Origin of the sequence: Trueperella sp. LYQ141, assembly GCF_046599555.1 — a bacterium.
Classification (GTDB): Bacteria; Actinomycetota; Actinomycetes; order Actinomycetales; family Actinomycetaceae; genus Trueperella.
Genome location: NZ_JBKIWQ010000003.1, coordinates 96,742 through 120,566 on the forward strand (window position 1 = coordinate 96,742; position 23,825 = coordinate 120,566).

A 23,825-nucleotide genomic window follows, 5' to 3' on the forward strand; every position below is an offset into this window, starting at 1 on the left:
TCCTCAGTTCGTTGTTACTAGTGTTCCAATACCTTCACCGCGCAAGGCACGGGTGACATTTCCGGGTTCAACCATACCGAAAACCCGCATTGTCATGTCATTATCTTGGCACAGGGAGAACGCTGCAGCATCAACTACACGCAACCCCTGACGCAAAGCATCGTCATACGTGAGCGTATCTAGCTTGACGGCCTGCGGGTTCTTCCGCGGATCGTCCGTGTACACCCCATCTACGCCGTTCTTTCCCACCAACAGCTCATCACATTTGAGCTCTAACGCTCGCTGGGCCGCAACGGTATCCGTCGAAAAATAGGGCATACCTGCACCGGCGCCGAAAATCACCACGCGCCCTTTTTCAAAATGACGGATCGCCCGCAACGGAATATACGCTTCAGCTACCTGAGCCATCGTAATGGCCGTCTGTACTCGCGAGGGAACGCCGGCACCTTCCAGAAAATCCTGCAAAGCGACCGCATTAATGACGGTACCGAGCATTCCCATGTAGTCAGCTCGTGCGCGTTCCATGCCGGCTTCCTGTAGTTCGACGCCGCGAAAGAAATTTCCGCCACCAACGACAACGCCAATCTGAACTCCGTCATCAACCGCCGCTTTAATTTCGTTTGCAATACGGATAAGAACTTCTGTATCAAGCCCAATCGCCCCGCCGCCAAACACCTCTCCTGAGAGTTTCAACAAAACGCGACGCGGATGGTTATCGTCCTGGGTCATGGATGAACCTTTCTTCCGGTACTGACCTGAGTTTACCGCATTCGTCCCCAGTTCGAATCTCGACCTAAGAGTCGATCTAATTCGCGTCGTTCTTTCTTCGTCGGGCGCCCAACCCCTGATGGTCGGAACATGATAGGCATCGCCACCCGCGGGCGCTCTGGCGTGAGATCCTCATAGCATTCTCGTGCCACCGGCGCACCGACGCGTTTAGTTATTAGCTGACGAACCAGGAGTATTCGATCCCAACCGGCAACTCGATAGCGAACCGTATCCCCCACAGCAACTTTCGTCGCTGCTTTTACCGGCTCATCATTAATCCGCACATGGCCAGCTCGACACGCTGCCGTTGCTGCCGACCGAGTTTTCGTCTGGCGTACCGCCCACAGCCATTGGTCGATGCGCACTGATTGGGTCATAACAACAGTCTAACCTGCCGCCCTTTCCCAGCGGTATTTTCAAGATCGGCTCATACCTGTGCGTCGTTTCCTTAGCCACTGCGAAAATGGAGTTGCGCATTAAGCGGTGCCGTAAAACCGTTACACTTTCTGCCTCATTGCTCACACTTTCCAGGACGCTATTAGCTATCAAGAAAATGATGGTGTTACCCTGAGCCCTAGTGACGGCGCTTTAAAGCGCCTTTTTTCATTCCAGCAATACGAATAGGACTGTTGCATGTCATCACGCTTGCCCGAGGAACATCAGCCGAACCAGCCGGACGCGAATCCTCGTCATATCCGCGTTCCCGGATCGGATCGGATCTATGACCGCAACAAAATTCTTCTGGTCTTGCTCGTTCCACTGACGATGTCACTCTTACAAGTCTCCTCCGTCAACAACGTGCTGTTCACCGTCGGGAAAGCCCTCGATGCCTCGTCAACTCAGTTGCAATGGGTGTTATCCGGATATGCGCTGTGCTTCGGCATTTTACTGGTTCCGGCCGGACGGATCGGCGATCTTTTCGGGCGCTCATCGGCATTCGTCGTGGGATTGAGCGTATTCACCCTCGCCTCTCTCCTCGTTGGCCTATCTACCTCAGCCATCATGCTCAATATGATGCGGTGTTTGCAGGGTATCGGCGCTGGAATGTACTCCCCCCAAATCACCGGCCTCATCTTGCACTATTTCACCGGCCATGCCCGAGCTAAAGCCTTCTCTCTTTTCGGACTCATTATCTCGGCCTCTGTTGCGGCTGGACCATTGATGTCCGGCAGCCTTATCTCCCTGCTTGGGCCACAAAATGGCTGGCGTTGGTCCTTCATTATCAACTTCCCCTTCGGTCTTATCGGCATCTTTTTCGCTCTTCGCTGGCTGCCCTTCGGAAAAGAACGGCGCCACGTCGGCAAACGCGCTAAGGAAGCCCGCCGCGAATACATCGCTATGCGCCGCAAAGAAGGCGTCGTCCATAAGCCACGCACGCGAATTGATCTGGATCCTCTCGGGAGCTTCCTACTCGTCCTATCCGTCTTGTGCATCATGCTTCCATTTATGACCCACGGTCACATGTGGTTCTGGTTCTTACTTCCTGTTGGGTTCCTTCTTATTGTGGTGTGGGTGCTATGGGAGAAGTTCTACGCCGCACACGAGCATGAACCAATGGTTGACCTGCGGTTATTCCGAATTAAAACCTTCTCCTATGGTTCGGCGATTTCAGCAGCTCAATTCATGGGAACGACGTCAATCTTCGTAGTCCTGGCCATGTTCCTACAAAACGCACTTGACGCCAGCGCACTAGAAGTTGGATTAGTTTCCCTACCAGACGCGCTCATCGCAGCCTACGCAGCTATTTGGTCTGGCAAGCGCGCCGTTGAACACGGTCGTGGCGTGCAAGTTATGGCCTTGACGCTCATGCTCGTCGGAATCCTCGGCGTTACAACCGTGGTATGGGCGATTGAGCACGGGTTATCGTTCTGGTGGCTCACTATTCCGCTGACGATCCTCGGATTTGGTCAAGGATGTATGGGCGCGGCAAATCAAACTCAATCCATGATTGATGTACCACCAGAGCACGGTGGCACTGCCGGTGGCGTCCAACAAACCGGTCAACGTATCACAACCGCAATAGGAAATGCTGTCATCACCGCCATCTTCTGGCTTGGTCCTAGCCTGCATACCGGAAATACCGGCTGGTACGTCGGATTCTTCTTGGCCTATATGATGGTCACCTTGTTCATCTTGCTGGCGTTAACTCTGGCTATTTTGTTCTGGCGCGACGGCTACCATGACCGCCATCCACGGCAAGATTCCGCACGTAACAGCCAACTGCGGCGGCGCTCAGCACAGCGCTTACAGCGTCGCTCTATTCGTGCCCAGTAAGGCCTAACACCTCGCCTAGATAGCGCGTCATAATAGTTCGCGTTATCTAGGCGAAAATTCGGCGATCCGCTCGTAGTCTCCCCTCGGATAACACACAATTGATTTTTAGCAGGGCAGGGAAAAGAGAAAAAGCGATCCCGCCCGGCAGAAAAGCGAGCGTGCTTTTGCGCGCAGAAGATCCTACTTTTGCCGTGGCTAGGTTTACGGGTATGTACGCAAACCTAGCGCCTGTCACCTCACGCCATTAAACTCTTCGCGCAACTTTCTGCCACACAGTTCCTGCCTGATATGACTGACGTTACCTAACTTATACATCATCCCTACAGCAGCTATACGCCACGCAGCAAGCAGCTATACGCCACGCAGCAAACTTATCCTTCTCGATAGTGGACGCCGCTAGCACCAGTTGGATAAATCCATCGCAGCACCCCAGGCGGGGCTACCCGCAGGCAGGTACCGCATTCCAAACATGCCGCATATTCCACGCCGATAGTTCCATCTGGATGCGCCTGATAGACATGCGCTGGGCATATCCGCTCTAACAATTCTCCAGCCCGAGTTCGGCGAGCTGCCTCCTGATCGACCTCGATATGGGATTCGTCGTCCGTGTGAAAAACATTTCGTGCTAACCTCTCGTTAACACTATCCAGATTAAAAGACATCTGTTTTCCTCCTACAAGGACCGAATAGCACCAATACCTGCACGGATAAGGTCGGACATCTTCACCGACGATGCTTTCAACGCCGTTCGGGCATGACGGAGGAGGCGATCTTTCGGCTGGCCATCATGACGATACGTTCGATAGAGAATGTCTGTCAGCAGATCGCTCGTACCATCAAAAATTACTGGATGGGATTCAAAGAACTTCGGGGCTTTCCGATAGGTATGCATATCCGCACCGACGAAACTATTTTTCAGATGATCAAGATAGGAACGCAACTGCAAACGCGAGAAATCCTCAGCCGCCAGGGCCTGAGTAATTGCCTGTGCAGCCGCTTGCGCACTGCCTGCCGCAAGATCCATACCCCGTAACGTCAAGCCAGTATTGAGGGTAAATCCGGCCGCGTCACCAACCATGAGCAGTCCATCATGCACGATCTCTTGCTGCATCTGCTGGCCTCCCTCAGCGACCAAATGGCAGCCATACTCAATGACCTCACCGGAACGAATGAGCGGCTCGATTGCCGGATGCGACAAGAAATGATCGTGAATATCTGAGCTTGACTTTCCACTACGCGCTAGCGCATCCAACAAAAGAACCACACCGATCGAGATCGTATCCCGATTGGTGTAGAGGAATCCCCCGCCCGGAATCCCGCATGTTGCGTCCCCAATAAAGGAGTATGCAACACCTTCGCCGTCACGTAAGGCAAAACGTTCCTGGATAGTCTTTTCCTCCATCTGGATGACGGATTTGACTCCCAGACCCAGATGATGTGCAGATACTGCCGGTCGTAAACCTGCGTCAGAGGCTAAAAAGGAATTCACCCCGTCGGCACATACCGTCACCTTTGCCCGCATTTCCTCGCCGGTGGCGACAACCCCACTGACGTAGGGCCCGTCACGTAATAGACCCTCAACCTTGACACCACTAATGAGCGAAACGCCTGCTTCCTCAGCTTGTTGTGCCAACCACGGATCCAGTTTGGAACGCAAAACCGATACGGCATTAACGGGGTTAGCCAGACGCTGATCCCAGTAATCCATACTGACGCTACTGTGCGGGGTCAATGCCGCGACAACATTGCGAGTTATTACCCGCTCAACGGGAGCGCTCTCGACGAAATCCGGAAAGATATGCGTCATGACATGCGGATAGAACACACCGCCAGATAGATTTTTAGATCCGGGCTCTGCCCCACGCTCGATAAGAAGAACCTCAGCCCCACTGCGAGCCAGTAAAGTCGCACAGACGCTTCCCGCAATGCCTGCGCCCACAACAATCACGTCAAAATCGTAGTCCGTCATGATTCTCCTCGTGAGCAGTAAAGAACTGGTACGCTGAGCAGTCTATCCGTTCTTATGCTGACGCACAGCTTTCGTCATCTTCGGCAAAACTTCGTATAGATTACCCACTAAGCCATAGTCAGCAATATCAAAGATTGCTGCCGTCTCGTCATTATTAATAGCCACAATCGTTTCGGACTGGTCAATCCCAGCCGTATGGTGAATCTGCCCCGAAATTCCGACCGCAATATATAACTGTGGGGAAACCGTATGCCCAGATACCCCTAAATATGCGTCACGTTCCATCCAGCCTTTGCCTTCAACTAAAGGCCGCGTACACCCGACTTCCGCCTCAATGACCGCAGCGAGTTGCCGAGCTAAATCAATATCTTCTTTTGCCACGAAACCACGCCCCACACCGATAATCCGGCGAGCCGCATTGAGGTTAATATCCGCATGAGCGTTTGTTTCTTCGCTCTCACATGTTGCCGGATACGGCGCTATCGCATGAGCGTCGTGTGCTTGGATCGAGATGTGTGATTGTGCCGACGCGGGAATATCCCCTGGTTCTACTAAACCAACAGCGACTCCATCAAACTGTACATCCTGGAACGTCATTCCCCCGTAGCGCCCCAAAACGGCAGCTCCGGAAGCAATATTCCGAACGCCGGTAAGCATGGGAGCATGAAAAGCAGCCGCTAACGCCCCAGCGTAAACCCGCCCGACCGAATTATTTACGACGAGGATAATATCTCCTGGTTGCGCTGCCACCGCGGCCACCACCTGTGGTGCGTATGCTTCGGCTGGCCCAGATATAGCGAGACGGGTTACTTTATCAACTCCAGTAATCTCACAATCGCCCACCACAACAGCGTGACGTTCCCCCACGGCTAGTTGGCATAGCGGAGCAATCGTTGGCTCTGTAGTAACAATCCACGTCGTCATATCGTCCCTCATAACACTTCGTCCTCGTATAGTGCCGCAACGAGCTCATCTGCATGAGAAAACATGCGCTTCTTGCGCTGGTGAACGGGCGGTTTGCGGTATCCCACCGTCGTTATCCCTATGTCATCGCAGTCAATATCGCTGGCCGTGAGCACATCAACCGGCTTTTTACCCGCAGCAAGAATATCTTTCATAGAGGGCACTGCAGGGGTGACGGCATCTGAGGTCGTTGCGATGACGCATGGACCACTGACGCGGACCGTGCGCGTCCCGCCATGCACACGCTGAGTAATGCGGTAGCCATCATCGGTGGGTTCGCAGTCAATAACATCTAAAAATGCTGACCACTGGAGGTATCCTGCAATAATTGCCGGCACCACGCCTTGCGCGTCATCAATCGATGAATCTCCGGCCACTACCAAAGTGACGTCTTCGGCCCGCTGGATCAGGCTCGCAAGCGCCGAAGCAATCTGGGTGCTATTCCACTGTGCGCTCTGATCGTCAGCCAGAATAATGCCACGATCGAATCCCCGAGACATAGCGTTCTTACGTGCCATCGCAGCTCCAACAATCTGCGGACCAACGCATACACCAATCAGCTGTGCTCCACAGGCGGCAGCCACCCGTCGCCCCATCTCAATAGCAACTGGATCGTTTTCTGACACGGCAGGTTTTGCTCGTGACCAGTCCACCTGGCCGTCTGGTTGAACGCGAGCATCTTGTGGATTAGGGGCGTACTTGTACGCGACCGCGATATTCACTGTTTTCCTCCGATCAGGCTTGGGCCAGATCATATCTCGGGGTATTTACTCATTGGGTACCACCTAAGGTGAACCCGCATATTGCTATTCAGCGGTAATAAAAACACGTGGGGTGCGTCAGCGGCGCACCCCACGTGCTATGCGTAATGGTTAGTCCTGCTGACCGACGCGAACGCGCGCGTAGCCGGTAACAGTGGCGCCAGCTTCCTGGAGAACCTTGCCAACCGAAACCTTTGGATCGCGAGCATAGGGCTGATCAAGCAGCACAACCTGCTTAAAGAAGCCCTGCAAACGACCCTGGACGATCGCCGGAACAGCCTTTTCTGGCTTACCTTCAGCGATGGTCAGCTCCGTAGCAATACGACGCTCGTTATCCACAACATCTGCCGGAACGGCATCCTGGGTCAGATACTTAGGAGACATTGCCGCAATGTGTACTGCGACATCATGAGCGACGCCAGCGCCAGCAGCGTCCGTAGCAACCAACACGGCAACCTGCGGGGGCAGATCGGTGGCGGTACGGTGCATGTAGGCCTCAACGTGCTCACCGCTCAGCGTCTCAATACGACCAACACCCAGCTTCTCGCCGATAATGCCGATCATATTCTTCACCGAATCCTCGACTGTGCCATCCTCCGAGGGTGCAGCGAGAACTTCCGCTACCGTGGTGGCCTTCGCGGCGACTGCAGCAGCGAGGATCTTCTCTGCGAACGCAATGAATTTCTCGTTCTTTGCCACGAAATCCGTCTCGGCGTTGACTTCGAGGATAACGCCAGTCTGACCTTCATCCGAATCGCTAATGTGCGAAAGGACTAAACCGTTGCTAGCAGTGCGATCTTCGCGCTTTGCAGCAACTTTCAGCCCCTTCAGACGAAGGATCTCTTCTGCCTTGGCGGTATCGCCATCAGATTCCGTCAGCGCATTCTTCACATCAAGCATTCCTGCGCCGGTCTTTTCGCGCAGCGCTTTGATGTCAGCGGCAGTAAAGTTTGCCATTCTTGATCTCCTCGGCGTTACTTCTCGTCGGTTTCAGATGCTTGGTCAGCCGGAGCGTCAACACTTTCCTCGGCTGCCGGAGCAGATTCAGTGGTCGTTTCCTCGGCAGGAGCCGCAGCCGTTTCCTCAGCAGCAAGAACTTCGCGTTCCCACTCGGGCATGGGATCTTCGGCATCCTTAGCTCCACCGCCACGGGCCATCAGACCATCCGCAACGGCATCTGCCACGATACGGGTCAGAATATCAATCGAACGGATAGCGTCATCGTTGCCCGGAATACGGTATTCCACATCATCCGGATCACAATTGGTATCCAGGATTGCGACAACTGGAATGTTCAGCTTATGTGCTTCGGCAACTGCCAGATGTTCTTTATTGGTATCCACAATCCAGATTGCCGACGGAGTCTTCACCATATCGCGAATACCGCCCAGGGTGCGCTCCAGCTTTTCCTTCTCACGACGCATCATGAGCAGTTCCTTCTTGGTGCGGCCAGATCCAGCCACATCTTCGAAGTCCACCAGCTCGAGTTCCTTCAGACGCTTAATGCGAGCATGCACCGTTTGGAAGTTGGTCAGCATACCGCCAAGCCAGCGCTCGTTGACGTAGGGCATCCCCACGCGCTCAGCTTGTTCGCGGATCGGACGCTGAGCTTGACGCTTCGTGCCAACGAAGAGCACGTTTCCGCCATGAGCAACCGTCTCTTTAACGAACTCGTAGGTGCGGTTAATATCGTCGATCGTCTTGCGCAGATCGATGATGTAAATCCCATTGCGATCATTGAGGATGAAACGCTTCATCTTGGGGTTCCAGCGACGGGTTTGGTGCCCGAAGTGGACGCCAGCTTCCAGCAGCTGGCTCAGGGTAACGACTGCCATCGTCGTCCTTTCTCAGGCGCAGATCACCTGCGCGTAGGTTTACGGTTACTGCTAGCCGCATCTGACGACTAGCCCTGGTGCCCCATCGCATGTACTTATCTGGACCAGGATGACCCACACACCGAAACATGCGAGACTGCGCACGCGCAGCGAACGAACACGCGTATTGCTGCCCGTAGACAGCCTCCTCATCCTACCTCAGCTCGACCTGCCCCATCCAGTGCGCTCCCTAGAAGATAAAGGTGGTTTTGCCTACATCCGTATCGCGCATCTCTCCTCCGGTCGCACCTGCCAGCCTTGAACACTGCAACTGAGATTGAGAGAGCAGGTAACACCTGAGCGTTCCGGTATCTAGTTTGCGGCGCTCCCGCAACTGTTGTGCATGCCCGTAACTGTTTGTGGCACATCCGTAGTAACTGAGGGAACCTTGCTCTCTTACTTTTTACTTTCCTTGCCTACGTTTTGCCTCTTCTTTCTTCCTGCCCTGTTTCCCGTCCTTCCTTCCCGTTTCTTTCTTCGCCTCTTTTGGTTTCCTCCATAATCGGTAACCCACTAAACCCACTGAACGTATGAAACGATAGGTACGATGACGCAATTGGCAGGTGTGCCGGAAAAGGAAAGAAAAAATCCGCTGAGCTATTTCCGCCCTTGTATTCGCGCTAACAGCCTTGAGCGTGCACAATAGTAACCGACTGAGTAACGCAGTCTCCGCCGAGTTCCCAGGTCTTAATATTAAATGTTCGTTAATATTAAGCGCTTGTCCTCGCCGGTTTCTGTAGTAGCTCAGCTATGGGGATTGTCGTATCTGGTCAGCAGAGGGAGCTACATGGATCCGGACGTGCTTTTCCGTGTGGTCGATGTCAGTGGCGTACTGGCCAACGGATTAATTGGGGCGACGCTAGCCCGCGCCCTCGGATACGACATCATCGGGTTTCTCACCCTGGGAATTGTCACCGCTCTGGGCGGTGGAATGATCCGCGATTCCCTCCTCGGGATTGGTTTTCCCGTCGCGCTAACAGATCCGTGGTATCTCGCAGGTGCGATTGGCGCGTCGGTGCTGGCCTATCTCATCCCTCTCGATGGTCGATGGGCTCGCCGCGCCCTTTCAGTGGCTGACGTGCTCGCCCTCGGCTGCTGGTCTGCAACGGGGGCTTCAAAAGGTTTGGCTGCTGGTTTAGCCCCTATCCCGTCAATTTTTCTCGGTGTTATCACCGCCACGGCGGGGGGTTTGCTTCGCGATGTCATCGTGCATAGAACACCAGCTATTTTTGGCTCTAATCCCCTGTACGCCACATTTTCTATTATCGCCGCAGGTATCATGACGGTTTTCCAGTCTCACGGCTCCTATGAGCTAGGTATGGCTTTGGCGATTCTGGTGTGCCTGGTATTTGGGCTGGCAGCGCGTCGTTTTAATTGGGTTCTGCCAGTACGAGCAATGGATTTAAGTCGTCCGATTCGCCGGCATGGGACGAAGATTAAGAATTTGCGGCTGCGTTCCCAGCGCAAACTGTCAAAATCTGAGTCCCACTCGGTGAAGTCTTCACATTCCGAACCGCATTCATCCGCCAGCTAATATCGTTCTTCTTCGCTCTTTCCGTTCTCTTCCTGCTGTCGGTCATTTTGTTGCGTCCTATCGCATAAAAATCAGCTCATGCGCCACGCTTTTTATTCAGTGCGGGGCGCGATTGCCATCATAAAACGGATGTTGCAACCGAAATACTGCGTGCGGTTTCATGGCGCTACCGCATTAATGTTCGGCGCTCCTGAATAGTAACTGTGATGATTTTTCTTTCCACAGCTTGATATGTGCCCTCGCTATTCACAGCATGATTGCCTAGGAAATGACCCTTATATTCCTGATGACATGCTGTGGGCATGAGTAAAACCGTAACTATCTTCATCACTCTTGCCGGAGTATTCCACATCGGATACGGGAACGTCCCTGATATTTCATTGCCACCAGCCGCTCGCAATATTCCTGCTTTATGGTCTGCCATTCGCGAATCTGAGCAGCGCCTTCCCGCAGAACATGCACCAGCTACGCCACATACCGATGGAAATTCTGGCAGCAGTTCCACTTCTAATCCCACACATGTTCCTGCTATCCCTTCGTTACCCGCACGAGATCCTTCCTCTGCAGAATCGCTCTCCGACACCGTGTACATGTGGCCATCGGGTCATCCGGTTGCAGTCCTTCGTCCCTTTCGCCCTGGGCAACATGTCTGGGATCGCGGTCATCGTGGGGTTGATTTAGCCCTAAATGCCGGTGATCCAATCTATGCCGCTGCCGATGGCATAGTTATTTATGCAGGTGAAATCAATGATCGATCCGTCATTTCAATCGAGCACCCAGACGGAATCCGGACTACTTACGAGCCAGTGGAAATACACGTTAAGCGCGGGCAACAGGTTATTCGTGGGCAACAAATCGGCGTGGTCACCGGCACGCATTGTGCGCCCTCATCGTGTCTGCACTGGGGAGCTAAACGCGGTGCACGAGAGTATATCAATCCGTTATCGCTGCTTGCTGATCAACGTATCCGGCTATACAACTGAGCGGCACATAGCCGCACCTCGTGTCAGGAAAAGATAAACATTCCAGAAGGGCACACAATATGGCAAGATACCGTGGATACCTTTCCTATCTCGTGTAGCTCGCAGCCTCACTCGCTGCTGTCGCAAGGCCTCGCTTATTTGCCGTGTTGCACCATCCGCCGTCTTGCGCCTGTATTTCTCGACTTTATTAGTTAATATCCGCTATCCGTATTACCTGAAACGCCGTTATTGGAGCTACCCTGCGCATTGGCCAACGACTATCAGCGTCAGTTCCCGTCTTTTCTTGTACTGACCTCCTAGAGGCTAGGCTCGCGGATGTGCCTGCCCAAATGCGGCCCGTAATCGCTCAGCACTGACGTGGGTATAACGCTGTGTCGTCCCCAAAGATACGTGCCCCAATACTTCCTGAACAGAGCGCAGATCCGAGCCGCCATCTAGCAAATGCGTCGCTGCAGAATGTCGTAACGCATGTGGGCTAACTCGCGGAACACCCGCAGTTACACACATATCGTTAAGTACTTTACGCACCACCCGAGGATCTATTCTGTTTCCTGCCTGCCCGACGAACAATGCAGGTTCTCCCGCACGGGCCACCTGTGATCGCACCGAAAGCCATGCCATAAGAGACTTTCTTGCTGGGCGGCCGTAGGGTACGATCCGCTCTTTATTGCCCTTTCCTATCACTCGCATCGTGTCGTCTGGATATAAACTCGTCACCGTTAATCCAACTAATTCACTCACTCGAATCCCACTGGCGTATAGCAGCTCCAACATGGCCCAATTTCGCACCGCAATAGGATCGACGTTTTTCTCTGACTGAGCGATATCCTGCGCCGTATTCAATAACAGTTGTGCCTGGTTGACACTCAGTATTCGCGGAAGTTCCTGCGCTGCCCGTGGAGCACGCAACCGACGAGCCGCATCCTGATTCACTAGCCCCTGACGAAACAGCCACGAGGTAAAGGAACGGATAGCAGCCGAATGTCGAGCCATGGACGCACGAGCATGGCCTGCTGATTGTTCTGCCGCCAGCCAGGAGCGAATATCCATAACGTCAAGATGGTAGAGCGAGGCGGCAACATCATCTGAATGTTGCGCCAAAAAATCAATAAGTGACTGGGCTTCGCTCATATATGCTCGCACCGTATGCTCCGATAGCCCACGCCGCACAGCTAGCTCACGATGATAGCTGTCCATAATTTCGGCAATCGAGGTCATAAATGTAGCGTAATGCGAATCCATTGCCCATCACGTTCTTCGACGCACCCCCGCAACGCTAACGCTCCGAGTGCGCCAATCGTTTGACGAAGCGACATCCCTGAATGGGTAGCTATCACTTGAGCTGGACGAGAACGGCGAATCGACAACGCGTCAAACACCCGACGCTGCTCAACTGTCACCTCATCGTCCTCAGCAAGCTCAAATAGATCAACCCCGTCAAGACACTGCCCGATAGGGGCTACCATCTCGCGAATGTGTGCCACTGAAGCAACCAGATGCGCGCCATGCCGAATTAACTCATTACTCCCCACACATCCTGGCTGATCTATCGGGCCGGGAACAGCCCCAACTTCTCGCCCGATTCGCATCGCATGGCGAGCTGTTGATAAAGCGCCCGAGCGAATCGGCGCTTCAACCACCACCGTCGCCGCAGACAATGCGGCAATAATGCGATTACGCGCCAGAAAACGGAAACGATAGGGCTTCGCCCCCGGAGCAGATTCTGACACAATTGCCCCGCCGCAGGCCAAGACCTCATTAAATATCTGAGCATTTGCCCGCGGATAGTATTCGTCCACTCCGCCAGCAAACACAACCACCGTCGGTTTCTCCGCTAAAACTGCGCCTTGGTGTACCTGAGCGTCAATTCCGAAAGCTCCGCCGGAGATGACAGTAAAATCTGCCGCTAACTCGTAAGAAAAATCGCGAGCAATATGTAGGCCAGCGGGTGTGGCTGATCGTGATCCAACAAGAGCGATATTGCTTCGATGGCTCAGTGCGTTAACCGATCCTCGAACCCACAACGCAATCGGTATCTGCGCGCCCAATGAAGCCAAACCTATCGGCCAGTGTTCATCGTCGGGGCACAGCAAATGAATCCCGCGATCCGCAAGTGCTGCCATATTGAGAGGGTGGGTACCACATAGGCGCTGCCGCCATCGTGGAAGACTGCGTCGTTCTGCGGCGGTTAATCCCCGTTCCTGCCTAACCGCCACTAATGCCTCAACGGGGCCCAGCCGCTGAATAAGCTCATTAGCGGCGCTATCCCCACCCTCCACAATTTGCGTCCAGCGCATCCAGGCTTCGCGGCGGCTCCCCTCATGAAAACGGTGACGTTCAGATTCCATCGGATCACCTACGGCTTCGCGAGCGCAAGGCAAAGGCATAGCTAATGTCATCTGCGCTTGGAGAATCGTGACCAGCCAGATCTGCTATCGTCCAGGCGACCCGTAGCAGCCGGTAAACCCCACGAAATGACATGTAGCCACATTGAATTGCGTGATCTATCCGATCATTCATTGCCGTGGGAATCCGCGTATGATTTCGCAGCCAATTCCCTGAGACATACGCATTGCGAGCGATAGGTAATTCCTTGAGCCGCCACTCTTGGCGCTCGCGAGCCAGCGCAATGCTTTGCCGGATACTATCGGAAGTGATCGTACCGCCACGACGTAAATCCGCTCGCGATGGCCGACGCAGAGAAAGCTGTATATCAATTCGATCCGGAACAGGGCCAGATAATGCCAATTCGTACAGCCGGTTATCGCGTGACGTACAGTGGCATTGATTTGTTCCATCGCCCCGATGCCCGCACCGGCATGGATTAGCCGCCGCAATGAGTTGAAATCGCGCGGGGTAACGCACGTGAAAACGGGATCGAGCAATATCAATGTAGCCGTTTTCCATTGGCTGACGCAGTGCTTGAATCACCGCCGTAGCAAACTCGGGATATTCATCAAGAAACAAGATGCCCGCATGCGCCCTCGTGATCGCACCCGGACGGGGAATACCCGTTCCACCGCCAACCATTGCGGCGATTGTCGCAGTGTGATGTGGCGCGCAGAGCGGAGGTCGAATCGGCAAATCTGTCACTGGTCTAGCTCCAATGACGGACTCAATAGCCGCCACATGAAGTGCGTCTTGTGGCGTTAAATCGGGCAAAACTGCGGGAATTCTCTGGGCTAGCATCGATTTTCCGATACCAGGCGGCCCGATCATCAGTACATGATGACCACCTGCCGCAGCTACTTCCACCCCAGCAATAGCTTCCTCTTGCCCGCAAACGTCTGCAAAATCAGTTGATTCCTCGTCGGAACGCACGTTCTCCTCTTCCGGTGGCTCATCCGGAATATCTACAATTGGGATTCCACACAGTTGGGCGATCTGCCCCAGGTGATAAATCGGGATGACTTGAATATTGCCTACCATGCGTGCTTCTCGTTCATTTGCTTTGGGCACAACAGCGACCTCATACCCTTGTTCTGAGGCTGCTAATACTGCCAGCAGCACTCCACGAACAGCTCGCACTGATCCATCTAATCCCAACTCCCCAATCACAACGGCCTGAGGATATGCGAATCGGTAGCCCATCGATTCAAATATGGCGACCGCTAGACTCAGATCGAATCCCGTCCCAGATTTCGTGACGTCAGCCGGTGAAAGATTGACGGTGAGCCGACGATTTGGCCAGGGAACATTTAATGCTTGAAATCCTGCTCGCAAGCGTTCACGGGCTTCATTGACGGCCGCATCCGGCAAACCGACAATAGTGAAATTTGGTAGCCCGTTTAATTGGACCGCTTCAACGAGAATGGGCGCCGCAGCCAAGCCGCATAATGACATTGTGCGTGCTCGCCCTACCGTTCCAGCCGGAGCAGGCATAGCGCGGGGAGCATGTGATTCTGGCGCGGATTGGAGGACACTCATGATCCCACGTCCTGGATATGATGGATAGTGTGCCGCCCTTGTGGATCAACTTCTACCCCGATAACGTCAATCGCCAATGTGGCACAGTAGCTCTTTCGCATGACAGCCCATTGCAAGAGTAGTCCCCGCAAACGTTGAACTTTTGCCGGAGTAACGGCTTGTTCTGGTGAGCCATTGCGACGAGAGCGCCGAGTTTTCACTTCTACCGCTACTAAGGCATGGCGGTGGGGATCGAAAGCCACGATATCTAGCTCTCCCCCGCGGGTGTTCCAGTTTCGTTCTAAGATAGCCCAATCGTGTTCTGCCAGATAGCTAGTTGCCAGATTTTCTCCCCATACTCCTAATTCACGTCGGGTACATGAACGTAATACACGTGTTGGAATATTCTGTGTTTGTATCGTCATAAGAGGATTTCACCGGAACCTATCCACTTTCCGTCAGGTATCCCTACTGATATGTGGATTACTGTGCCGTATGAACACATGTGGATAGATTAATCGCGAAAGCGTGAGCTTCTTAGAGATCGTCCAGTGCATAGCTTGGCAGGTATCTCCCCGTTCCTGCCCACTACAAAGCGGCAAAACCCTGTTTTTCACCGCACTACTGACAGCCCTAGCATGAAAACTAGCTACTAAGGCAGATAACTGACGCAGACAGCGGCAAGAGATAATCCCATCTCACAGAAACCCGCGTTTTATCGCCGACATTAGCGAATAAAAACGCTTATCTACCAGCCGTGATAGGCACGGGCAGCCTCTCCGATTTTCTATGCAGATCATCCTTATGCAGGAAGATCTCGCCAACTATCACGATCACGCCAGGTAGCGCGTACTTAGGAATCGAATTCCAGTTCGCGCGTCAAGTCAGGCTTATTAAGCTCCTCCACGTTGACGTCCTTAAACGTGACGATCCGCGCTCCACGAATGAAACGCGAAGAGCGAAATACATCCCACACCCAGGCATCCGTCAACGTCACCTCAAAAAACACATCACCTGCTGCGGAGGCACGCACCTTGACGTCCACATCATTTGCTAAATAGAAGCGTCGTTCCGTCTCCACAACGAACCGGAACAAGCTCGCCACATCACGATACTCGCGATATAAAGCTAGCTCAGCATCCGATTCGTAGTTCTCCAGCTCGTGCATCCTCTCCTCCTCAACTGGGTAGTTTCCACGCAGTTCGATGCTCTGCACTCGGCCCCAGCTCTCGCAAGCCAGCGATATGCCGCGCCGAGGAATATCCCTTGTTCCGTTCCCAATCGTATCCCGGATAGTGGGAAGCCATCTCAATCATGAGATTATCGCGCGCCACCTTAGCCAATACACTAGCTGCCGCCACAACCGCACACTGAGCGTCAGCTTTTACCTGAGTAACGACGGGAATAGCGGGCAGTTGGGGGCCGATTGGCAATTCATCGCTCGTCCACCAATCGTGTACTCCATCCAGCAGCACCATCCCTATCGGGAAATCTGCTAGCTGTTCCAATGCACGCCCGGCTGCCGCTCGTAAAGCTCCGATGATCCCATAGCGATTGACGTCACTGGCAGGCGCATGCCCAACCGCATAGGCCCGCACCCACTGGCGAACCTGGGGAACAATCTCTGCTCGGGCTTTCGGGGTCATCATCTTAGAATCGCGCAAACCCTGCGGGAACTCATCGGAAGTGTGTGCGTCAATCAAGGCGATGCCCACACTTGCCGGACCAGCCAAGGCACCTCGACCAACTTCATCAACGCCCGCGAGGAACTGGGGAGCCTTGGGGTTGCCCACAGCAGCCTGATGTAATTGGGAGAGCAATCTGCGCTCAATTGCGCGATCAGGATAGACAATCACGTGGACTACTTTGCATCTGGAACGGCGTCGAATACGTCAGTACCAGAGGGCAAACGACCAAAGCGATCAAAAGGCAAAATACGCAACCAAGCACGCCCTTCAACGTGGTCAATGGGAACAAAACCGAAACCTGAGGCAGCCTGATGATAGCGCGAATCTTTAGAGTGCGAACGGTTATCTCCCATGACCCACAGATGGTCAGGCGGCACTGTGACGTCAAAAGGAGTTCGCGAGGGCACTTCCCCTGATTTCACATAGGTTTCCGTGATAGGCACATCGTTGACGGTAATCTGCCCGACCTCATTGCAACATTTCACGTGATCTCCGGGCATCCCGATAATGCGCTTAATCAAATGATCGCCAGAATTTTTCGGCAAAATTCCCGTCATTTCAGCAAATCCTTTAAGCGCCGCCCGCCAGCCGCTACTCTGTGGATGATCGGATGCATCTAGCCAGTTGCCCGGATCAACAAAAACGACAACATCTCCGCGATGCAAAGACTCCTCATCATCTGCCAATTTATTGACCATCACGCGATCACCAGGGATGAGGGTAGATTCCATTGACTCTGAAGGAATCTCAAAAGCCTGCAGGAAAAAAGTCTTAATAACGATTGAGATGAGCAAAGCAAGGGTAACGCTCATTCCCAATTCTAATAGCCAGGCGCGCAGCTTTCCCTTGCGCCGTTTAGTCTCAGAATCGGCATTCTCCTTAGCGACTGAGGCACGCTCAGGCCGCTCCTGTGGAGGATACGACGGAGGCATGGAATCGGGCTGCTCATCAGCACTAATTTGATCCATTAACACCTCCTTAACCTGAGCATAACTCTATCGGATTATCAGAGAAACACCCTCATACCACGGTCGCTCCGTAGATCACACCTCCTAAGGCAGAGGGTATCTCCAGTTAAAGAACAGAAGCGCCCCAACCGGAGCGCTTCTTGAGTGTCTTGGCCGACGTAGCTGCCAGCACATTCGCTATCGTTACTTGTTATCCTCACGAAGTTCGCGAATCTTAGCAGCCTTTCCGTGACGATCACGCAAGTAGTACAGCTTCGCGCGACGCACACGACCACGGGAAACAACCTCAATCGAATCAACATTCGGAGAATGTAGCGGGAACTGACGCTCCACGCCCACCCCGAAGGAATTCTTGCGCACAGTGAAGCTGGCATTGACGCCCGTGCCACCCTTGCGCGAGATAACGACGCCCTGGAACACCTGAATACGATGGCGGTTACCTTCAACAACCTTCACGTTGACCTTTACCGTATCGCCAGCGCGAAAATCCGGACGCTCGACCATTGAGGCCGCATTAATTTTGTCAAGAATATTCATTCTTCTTCTCTACCACCCTGCACGCAGGCCAGAGTGCTTTCCGGGATTACCCGTTCGTTCTCATAAACTCGCACATCGTTCCCCTTCCCCTGCGGCAGATATGGAGACGATATATGCGAGCGTTCTTATTGTGGCATATCGACGATACGAGCCATAGCGGTATCAGTGTTGATCTGCTCACCCACGGTAAAAATCCGCGAGCCGCTGCGCCGAAAGCCAGCTCGCCGATACGCTTTCTGCGCTCGCTTATTCGACACATGCGTACATAACCACAGGTAGATAGATCTATATTGTGCCTCTGCTCCCCCAGACGTGTGCTGAGGAGAATCATTATCTCCGCCCACTACCCGATAACGAATATCGTCAATAATGCTTTCAATCATGGCGTGCGCTACCCCGCTACCGCGCCAGGATTCAGCCACATACACTTTCGACAGGTACACCACATAGGCTTCAGGAGGAATAGGGATTCGCTCAACAACATGCGGATCGGGGACGCAATCCAACTGCGCCCACACGTATCCGATGAGGTGACCGTCATGGCGCGCACCCCAAATAAGCGACATTGGATCTGCAATAGCTTGCGAAAATGCGCGCTCGCTTAAATGCTGCTCACAAAATTCCGCAATATCGGCAGGCGTCACATGCGGCGGGCAGGCATCTGGAAACGTCTCTCGAGCCAGACGCGCTAGCTGCTCACTATCTTCCGAAGTAGCCGCTCCCATCTCAATTGCTTCTAGAGCGCTACCTTGCACCGGCTGCGCCCAACCACAGGCAGCTAGAACGCTGCGATCTTCCCTATCCAAGGTTTGCAGATCAAGGGCGGCAATCATATCGGGACGGCGCTGGACCGTTCGTCGTAACGCCTGATCTCGCCGCCAGCGAGCAATAGCCCCATGATTGCCGCTAGCAAGCACGCTCGGGACGCGATGCCCACGAAAATCAATAGGACGGGTGTAATTCGGATATTCCAACAGCCCGGCGTCACCATGTGATTCCTCCGTCAAGGAATCCGGATTGCCGACCATCCCTGGCACGAGCCGCCCAACTGCTTCAACGAGTGCCACCGCCGCCACTTCTCCGCCGTTAAGCACATAATCCCCAAGCGAGTACTCCCACACCTGGTAGCCAGCCTGAGCGTAATAATCCGCGACCCGCGCGTCAATCCCTTCGTAACGGCCACAGGCAACAATGATGTGCTCTTTCTTCGCTAAATCCACACATGCCGCCTGTGTTAAGCGCTGGCCAGCCGGTGAAGGAATCGCGATCACCGTCTGGTCGCAGAGCAGATCGTCAATGGCCGCTGCCCAAACGTCTGGCTTCATCACCATTCCCGCACCCCCACCACAGGGAGCACCATCAACGGTCCGGTGGACATCGTGAGTCCAGGAGCGCAGATCGTGAACCCGTACATCAAGGAGCTGGCGATCGCGGGCTTTACCAATAAGGGATAGATCTAAAACCGAAAAGAACTCCGGAAAGACACTGACGATATCAAATCGCATAAGGCGCCAACTTGCTACTCAGTCGCCGCGTCTGAGTCGTCATCAATAGGATCGCAGTGGAATAATCCTCGCGGCGCATCGATAACGACGCAGTGATCCTCTAAATCGACTTCCGTCACGATCGCTTTAACGAAAGGAACTCGGGTGATCGTTCCATCTGGCTCACGCACGATCAGCAGATCTTGAGCGGGCATTGGTTCGAACCCTAACACCGTCCCTAATTCGTAGCCCTCTGGATCAAGCGCCTCCAGACCTTGTAATTCATGGGAGAACCAGGCGTCATTTTCTACGTCATCTTCATCGGATTCAATAATGAGCTTTGTCCCGCGCAAGCTCTCCACAACGCCACGGTCTGCATATTCCGCAAATTTGACGTAGGTTTGCCCGCGATATTCTCGACGAGAGGCAATTTTAACTGGACCAACATCGGCCGGATCAGTCTCAAGGATAGCGCCTGGAGCAAGCCGCCTATACGGATCATCAGTGCGCACATCCAGCTTCACTTCGCCTTTTAACCCGTGAGCTGATCCCACAATTGCCACCACAAGTTGCACGGTTCTTCCTTACAGCCGAATCCGACGTGACTACATCAGGCATGTTACGCGACCGGCGAGCTCAATGCGACGTAACTCCGCTGATGGGCTCTGATCTCACATTATGCAAAGGACCCGCCACACCTGGCGGGTCCTTTTTGAGTTATATACGCAAACCTCGGAAAACAGGTTTTACCGATCGGTTTCGATCACATCGACACGAACATTACCGTGGGGCGCGAGCGCAGACATCACAGAACGCAGTGCCTTTGCGGTTCGACCATTGCGCCCGATAACACGCCCAAGATCATCCGGATTTACGTGAACTTCTAGCAATTCGCCACGGCGATTATTGCGAGAAACTACTTCCACATCATCCGGAGAATCAACGATTCCGCGAACGAGATGTTCGAGTGCGTCGGCAAGCATTACTCAGCCTCCGTGCTCTCTGCCTCAGCTTCCGAGGTAGCAGATTCCTCAGCGGCTTCTGCTTCAGCAGCCTGCTGCGCCGCAGCTTCGGCTTCTTCGCGTGCCTTTGCCTTAGCCGCACGACGCTTTTCCGCTTCGTCCTGTACTGCCTTCACAGCTTCTTCGCGAGCCTGCTCCGGATCAACCTTTTCCTTGACCTTGAGCGTAGAGCCTCCTTCAAGACCCTTTGCCGCCTGCCAATCGCCGGTGATCTTCAGCTGAACCAATGCAGCGTCTGAGGGCTGCGCGCCAACAGAAATCCAGTAGCGAGCACGCTCAGAGTTGATGTCGATGATCGACGGCTCGGTGTTCGGATTGTAGTATCCGATCTCTTCAATGACGCGACCGTCGCGCTTCTTCTTCTGATCCACGACGACGAGACGGTAGTGGGCTTCACGAATCTTGCCCATTCGCTTTAAACGAATTCTGACTGCCACTTGTGCGGTCACTCCTAGTTCTTAGTTGGTGGAAAATACCCTGTCGGCGTGGGAATATCATGCACCCAGGATATGCTCCGAACTGAGATTCCACCGAGTTGAGAGAGGGGCTCGGTTTCCTCCAAGTACAACGCCTAATCTTGCCAGATTTTTCGCCACAATGGCAGTCCATCGGCATATTTTTAGCGGTGGTAGTGGTCACGTCAGCACAATTTCGCCACGGCGAAACCCTTATTTTTTGCCATCCTAACTGTGGTAAATACCGCCATGAACATTGTTTCCCTCGCGCGAACAACACGCAAGAATGGCACATGTGAAGTCCTCCGCGCTTGTGCGCTACGCCTGGCTCTCCATCGTAGTCGCGATCATAACAATCAGTATCAAGGCCGGTGCATACCTCTTAACCGGCTCTGTTTCACTCCTATCCGATGCGATGGAATCCGTCGTCAATCTCGTAGCTGCCATCATTGCTCTCATCGCCCTAAAACTCGCCGCTGCGCCAGCAACCTCGCGCTACACCTTCGGCCGTTCCAAAGCCGAATACTTCTCCGCTGCTGTTGAAGGGGCAATGATTTTTGGTGCGGCAGCGCTTATCTTCATTGCGGCCATCACCCGTCTATTCCATCCACAACCCGTCACGCACCTGGGCTGGGGGCTCCTCGCTTCCGTTTTGGCCACCATCCTTAACGGAATCACTGGGCTTTACTTACGGCACATCGGCCGACGCGAACGATCTCTCACCTTAGAAGCCGACGGTATCCACCTTCTCACCGACGTTCTAACCACCTTAGGCGTCATCCTCGGATTAAGCCTGGCCCTCATTACTCACTGGGATTTCCTCGATCCCCTCATCGCTATCTGCGTCGCCCTCAACATCATTACCACCGGAATCAAACTGTTGCGCCAAGCCCTTGCCGGACTACTTGACGTCACCTTGCCCGATGAAGAAAACGCCTGCATCGTCGCCACACTGCGCACCTTCACGCGCCCTGGGCAGATTTCCTTTCACGGGCTGCAAACCCGACGTGCCGGACGTTACCGCCATATCAAAGTTGATCTGCAAGTTCCTGGGCAGTGGAGCGTCCAAGCTGGTCATGATCTCGCCATGCAAGTCGAGGAGGCAATCGGGCAGTCTCTCGATTCCAGCTATGTCGTCATCCACGTCGAACCAATTGAGGATGCGCAATCCTATACAGATATTCCCGAAGGGTACGTGCCCTTAGGTGATGACGAGGGACTGCGCCCCATCCCTTAATCTGTTTACCTTGTGGAAACGACGCATTTCCTGCAACAACGTATTTCACTCAGCGGTAAGCCGGCGGTAAAGCCTGTAGCAAAATACGCCTATTTCCGCCTATGCGCTGCTACTTTCATTGGCAACACATTGCGAAGGAGAAGAACCGGAAAAATTTTGATCCTCGCGCAATTATCTACAGCGCAGCAAATAAGCTACTGAACCTCGTGCCAGTTATTGCCCGAGCATCTCATACACCTTGACCGATACTGCAAAATACCGCTCAGATCATCTGCTCAGATAATCCATCCGCGTAGATACACAGGGCTGCTATCTCGGCACACACCCATCAATGAGCACCAGACGAGGCTGACGCACAACCGCAATATCCTGCTCAGGATCATCTGCAAAGACGACGACGTCAGCCGGTGCTCCAACCTGCCAGTTCGGCAATCCGAGATACTGACGACCACTATAGGACGCAGCAGCCATCACACGATCAGCCGGTATCCCGTCATCTACTGCGTCAATAAGCTCGTCAATCAGATTCACTTCAGCGACGTTCTCTGCAGTATCTGAGCCCATCAGCATACGAATTCCTACGTCAACCATCATTGCCAGATGCTCTTCTCGCTCTGCATCCATCGCCAGCATACGGCGAACATAACGCGGAAACTTCGCCCCATCCCGAGCAAATTCCGGGAAACGTCGGATCTGGTGCACCGTGGGAGTGATAAGAATTCCCTGATCGCGTGCTTCCACAAGCTGATCTCGGGTCATCCCCGTCCCATGTTCAATCCCGTCAACACCAGCGAGAAGAAGATCATCCACAGTTTCCCGAGCGAAGCTGTGAACCGTAACTTTACCTCCAGCTTCGTGGACGGCTTGGACCGCATCTACGAGAACCTCACGCGGCCACAAAGGCGTTAAATCAGCGTCGGCTCCCAGGGAACGATCAATCCAATCCCCCACTATTTTGATCCATCCGTCCGATACTGCGAGCTGACGCAGCGCCTCGCCTACCAGATCTTTCGGCTCAATTTCCGCCGCAAGATACCGCGGATAACGCTTGTACTGAGCAATATGCTGCCCACAGTGAATAACTTTAGGCAGACCAGTGCGATGAGCAATATTCGGATTTTGCTGCCCGCCAGCGTCCCGAACAGCGGTAATACCCGCACGCGCAAGAATGCTCAGCCGCTGCCGTATCTGCTCAACGGACAGCGGCTGAGGAACTCGCCGTAGCCCTGGATGAGTGTGGCAGTCTAACAAACCGGGATAACAATACCCACGGATCTGCTCAAGTGGCCCCGCTGGTTGCCGATCAGATAATCGACCGTCAACCACCCATACGGTATCCCGATCACATCCACGCAAAACTCCAGATAGCTGATAATTCGTCATACCGAATCCAAACGTATGG

The 23,825-nt window shown here is 53.7% G+C and carries 25 protein-coding genes; 4 read left to right on the forward strand and 21 right to left on the reverse strand.

Annotated elements, in window-relative coordinates; genetic code table 11:
* Window positions 1-3: 3 nt before the first annotated feature.
* Both pyrH and ACLHIJ_RS03445 read right to left on the reverse strand, forming a co-directional pair.
* Window positions 4-729, reverse strand: coding sequence for a UMP kinase (gene pyrH / locus ACLHIJ_RS03440; RefSeq protein ID WP_411296068.1), 726 nt, complete (start codon window positions 727-729; stop codon window positions 4-6).
* A 32-nt stretch (window positions 730-761) separates the two neighbouring features.
* Window positions 762-1,145, reverse strand: coding sequence for an RNA-binding S4 domain-containing protein (locus ACLHIJ_RS03445; RefSeq protein WP_411296067.1), 384 nt, complete (start codon window positions 1,143-1,145; stop codon window positions 762-764).
* Window positions 1,146-1,401: 256 nt separating this feature from the next.
* Between ACLHIJ_RS03445 and ACLHIJ_RS03450 the strand changes: the two genes are divergently transcribed.
* A complete protein-coding gene (locus tag ACLHIJ_RS03450; RefSeq protein WP_411296066.1) occupies window positions 1,402-3,042 on the forward strand; it encodes an MFS transporter in 1,641 nt (546 codons plus the stop codon).
* 371 nt (window positions 3,043-3,413) lie between these two features.
* Here the strand turns inward: ACLHIJ_RS03450 and ACLHIJ_RS03455 are convergent, their stop codons facing one another.
* The 6 genes from ACLHIJ_RS03455 to rpsB all read right to left on the reverse strand — a co-directional run bounded on the left by ACLHIJ_RS03455 (window position 3,414) and on the right by rpsB (window position 8,570).
* Window positions 3,414-3,704, reverse strand: coding sequence for a ferredoxin family protein (locus tag ACLHIJ_RS03455; RefSeq protein WP_411296064.1), 291 nt, complete (start codon window positions 3,702-3,704; stop codon window positions 3,414-3,416).
* Window positions 3,705-3,715: 11 nt separating this feature from the next.
* On the reverse strand, window positions 3,716-5,011 hold the full coding sequence (locus ACLHIJ_RS03460; RefSeq protein WP_411296062.1) for an FAD-dependent oxidoreductase: 1,296 nt from the start codon (window positions 5,009-5,011) through the stop codon (window positions 3,716-3,718).
* Between the two features lie 42 nt (window positions 5,012-5,053).
* The gene (locus tag ACLHIJ_RS03465; protein WP_411298473.1) at window positions 5,054-5,935 is read right to left on the reverse strand and encodes an electron transfer flavoprotein subunit alpha/FixB family protein; all 882 of its coding nucleotides are present in this window, start codon (window positions 5,933-5,935) and stop codon (window positions 5,054-5,056) included.
* Window positions 5,936-5,943: 8 nt separating this feature from the next.
* The gene (locus ACLHIJ_RS03470) at window positions 5,944-6,696 is read right to left on the reverse strand and encodes an electron transfer flavoprotein subunit beta/FixA family protein (RefSeq protein WP_411298474.1); all 753 of its coding nucleotides are present in this window, start codon (window positions 6,694-6,696) and stop codon (window positions 5,944-5,946) included.
* A 150-nt stretch (window positions 6,697-6,846) separates the two neighbouring features.
* Window positions 6,847-7,692, reverse strand: coding sequence for a translation elongation factor Ts (gene tsf / locus ACLHIJ_RS03475; protein WP_411296057.1), 846 nt, complete (start codon window positions 7,690-7,692; stop codon window positions 6,847-6,849).
* Window positions 7,693-7,709: 17 nt separating this feature from the next.
* Window positions 7,710-8,570, reverse strand: a complete 861-nt coding sequence (gene rpsB / locus ACLHIJ_RS03480) for a 30S ribosomal protein S2 (protein ID WP_411296056.1) — start codon at window positions 8,568-8,570, stop codon at window positions 7,710-7,712.
* Between the two features lie 736 nt (window positions 8,571-9,306).
* Here rpsB and ACLHIJ_RS03485 point away from each other — a divergent pair.
* Together ACLHIJ_RS03485 and ACLHIJ_RS03490 are read left to right on the forward strand one after the other, a co-directional pair.
* The gene (locus tag ACLHIJ_RS03485; protein ID WP_411298475.1) at window positions 9,307-10,143 is read left to right on the forward strand and encodes a trimeric intracellular cation channel family protein; all 837 of its coding nucleotides are present in this window, start codon (window positions 9,307-9,309) and stop codon (window positions 10,141-10,143) included.
* 302 nt (window positions 10,144-10,445) lie between these two features.
* Window positions 10,446-11,126 carry a M23 family metallopeptidase gene (locus ACLHIJ_RS03490; RefSeq protein WP_411296053.1) on the forward strand — a complete coding sequence of 227 codons (681 nt, stop codon included), beginning with the start codon at window positions 10,446-10,448 and terminating at the stop codon, window positions 11,124-11,126.
* Between the two features lie 303 nt (window positions 11,127-11,429).
* On the opposite strand, the gene ACLHIJ_RS03495 is transcribed toward ACLHIJ_RS03490, so the two are convergent.
* From ACLHIJ_RS03495 to rpsP, 12 genes are all read right to left on the reverse strand, one after another.
* Window positions 11,430-12,344: a tyrosine recombinase XerC gene (locus ACLHIJ_RS03495; RefSeq protein ID WP_411296052.1), complete on the reverse strand. Its 915-nt coding sequence runs from the start codon at window positions 12,342-12,344 to the stop codon at window positions 11,430-11,432.
* Entirely contained in the window at window positions 12,341-13,474 is a 1,134-nt protein-coding gene (gene dprA, locus ACLHIJ_RS03500) for a DNA-processing protein DprA (RefSeq protein ID WP_411296051.1), read from the reverse strand. Before dprA ends, ACLHIJ_RS03495 begins: the two co-directional genes overlap by 4 nt.
* Before the next feature lie 4 nt (window positions 13,475-13,478).
* Window positions 13,479-15,053, reverse strand: coding sequence for a YifB family Mg chelatase-like AAA ATPase (locus tag ACLHIJ_RS03505; RefSeq protein ID WP_411298476.1), 1,575 nt, complete (start codon window positions 15,051-15,053; stop codon window positions 13,479-13,481).
* Complete coding sequence (locus ACLHIJ_RS03510) at window positions 15,050-15,457, reverse strand: YraN family protein (RefSeq protein WP_411298477.1); 408 nt, start codon at window positions 15,455-15,457, stop codon at window positions 15,050-15,052. The genes ACLHIJ_RS03505 and ACLHIJ_RS03510 overlap by 4 nt, the downstream gene beginning before the upstream one ends.
* A 428-nt stretch (window positions 15,458-15,885) precedes the next feature.
* Window positions 15,886-16,200 (reverse strand): DUF2469 domain-containing protein, encoded by a 315-nt coding sequence (locus ACLHIJ_RS03515; protein ID WP_411296048.1) that lies wholly within the window; start codon window positions 16,198-16,200, stop codon window positions 15,886-15,888.
* A gap of 10 nt (window positions 16,201-16,210) precedes the next feature.
* Complete coding sequence (locus ACLHIJ_RS03520; RefSeq protein WP_411298478.1) at window positions 16,211-16,888, reverse strand: ribonuclease HII; 678 nt, start codon at window positions 16,886-16,888, stop codon at window positions 16,211-16,213.
* 5 nt (window positions 16,889-16,893) lie between these two features.
* Window positions 16,894-17,688, reverse strand: coding sequence for a signal peptidase I (gene lepB / locus ACLHIJ_RS03525; RefSeq protein ID WP_411298479.1), 795 nt, complete (start codon window positions 17,686-17,688; stop codon window positions 16,894-16,896).
* Between the two features lie 183 nt (window positions 17,689-17,871).
* Entirely contained in the window at window positions 17,872-18,225 is a 354-nt protein-coding gene (rplS, locus tag ACLHIJ_RS03530; protein WP_411296044.1) for a 50S ribosomal protein L19, read from the reverse strand.
* 125 nt (window positions 18,226-18,350) lie between these two features.
* Window positions 18,351-19,730, reverse strand: a complete 1,380-nt coding sequence (trmD, locus tag ACLHIJ_RS03535) for a tRNA (guanosine(37)-N1)-methyltransferase TrmD (protein ID WP_411298480.1) — start codon at window positions 19,728-19,730, stop codon at window positions 18,351-18,353.
* A 14-nt stretch (window positions 19,731-19,744) separates the two neighbouring features.
* Window positions 19,745-20,284 (reverse strand): ribosome maturation factor RimM, encoded by a 540-nt coding sequence (gene rimM / locus ACLHIJ_RS03540; protein ID WP_411296042.1) that lies wholly within the window; start codon window positions 20,282-20,284, stop codon window positions 19,745-19,747.
* A 171-nt stretch (window positions 20,285-20,455) separates the two neighbouring features.
* Window positions 20,456-20,692 (reverse strand): RNA-binding protein, encoded by a 237-nt coding sequence (locus tag ACLHIJ_RS03545; RefSeq protein WP_411296041.1) that lies wholly within the window; start codon window positions 20,690-20,692, stop codon window positions 20,456-20,458.
* Window positions 20,692-21,168 carry a 30S ribosomal protein S16 gene (rpsP, locus tag ACLHIJ_RS03550; RefSeq protein ID WP_411296040.1) on the reverse strand — a complete coding sequence of 159 codons (477 nt, stop codon included), beginning with the start codon at window positions 21,166-21,168 and terminating at the stop codon, window positions 20,692-20,694. Before rpsP ends, ACLHIJ_RS03545 begins: the two co-directional genes overlap by 1 nt.
* 304 nt (window positions 21,169-21,472) lie before the next feature.
* On the opposite strand from rpsP, the gene ACLHIJ_RS03555 reads away from it, so the two are divergent.
* A complete protein-coding gene (locus ACLHIJ_RS03555) occupies window positions 21,473-22,423 on the forward strand; it encodes a cation diffusion facilitator family transporter (RefSeq protein ID WP_411296039.1) in 951 nt (316 codons plus the stop codon).
* Between the two features lie 309 nt (window positions 22,424-22,732).
* On the opposite strand, the gene ACLHIJ_RS03560 is transcribed toward ACLHIJ_RS03555, so the two are convergent.
* Window positions 22,733-23,806 (reverse strand): amidohydrolase family protein, encoded by a 1,074-nt coding sequence (locus tag ACLHIJ_RS03560; protein ID WP_411298481.1) that lies wholly within the window; start codon window positions 23,804-23,806, stop codon window positions 22,733-22,735.
* Between the last annotated feature and the right edge of the window lie 19 nt (window positions 23,807-23,825).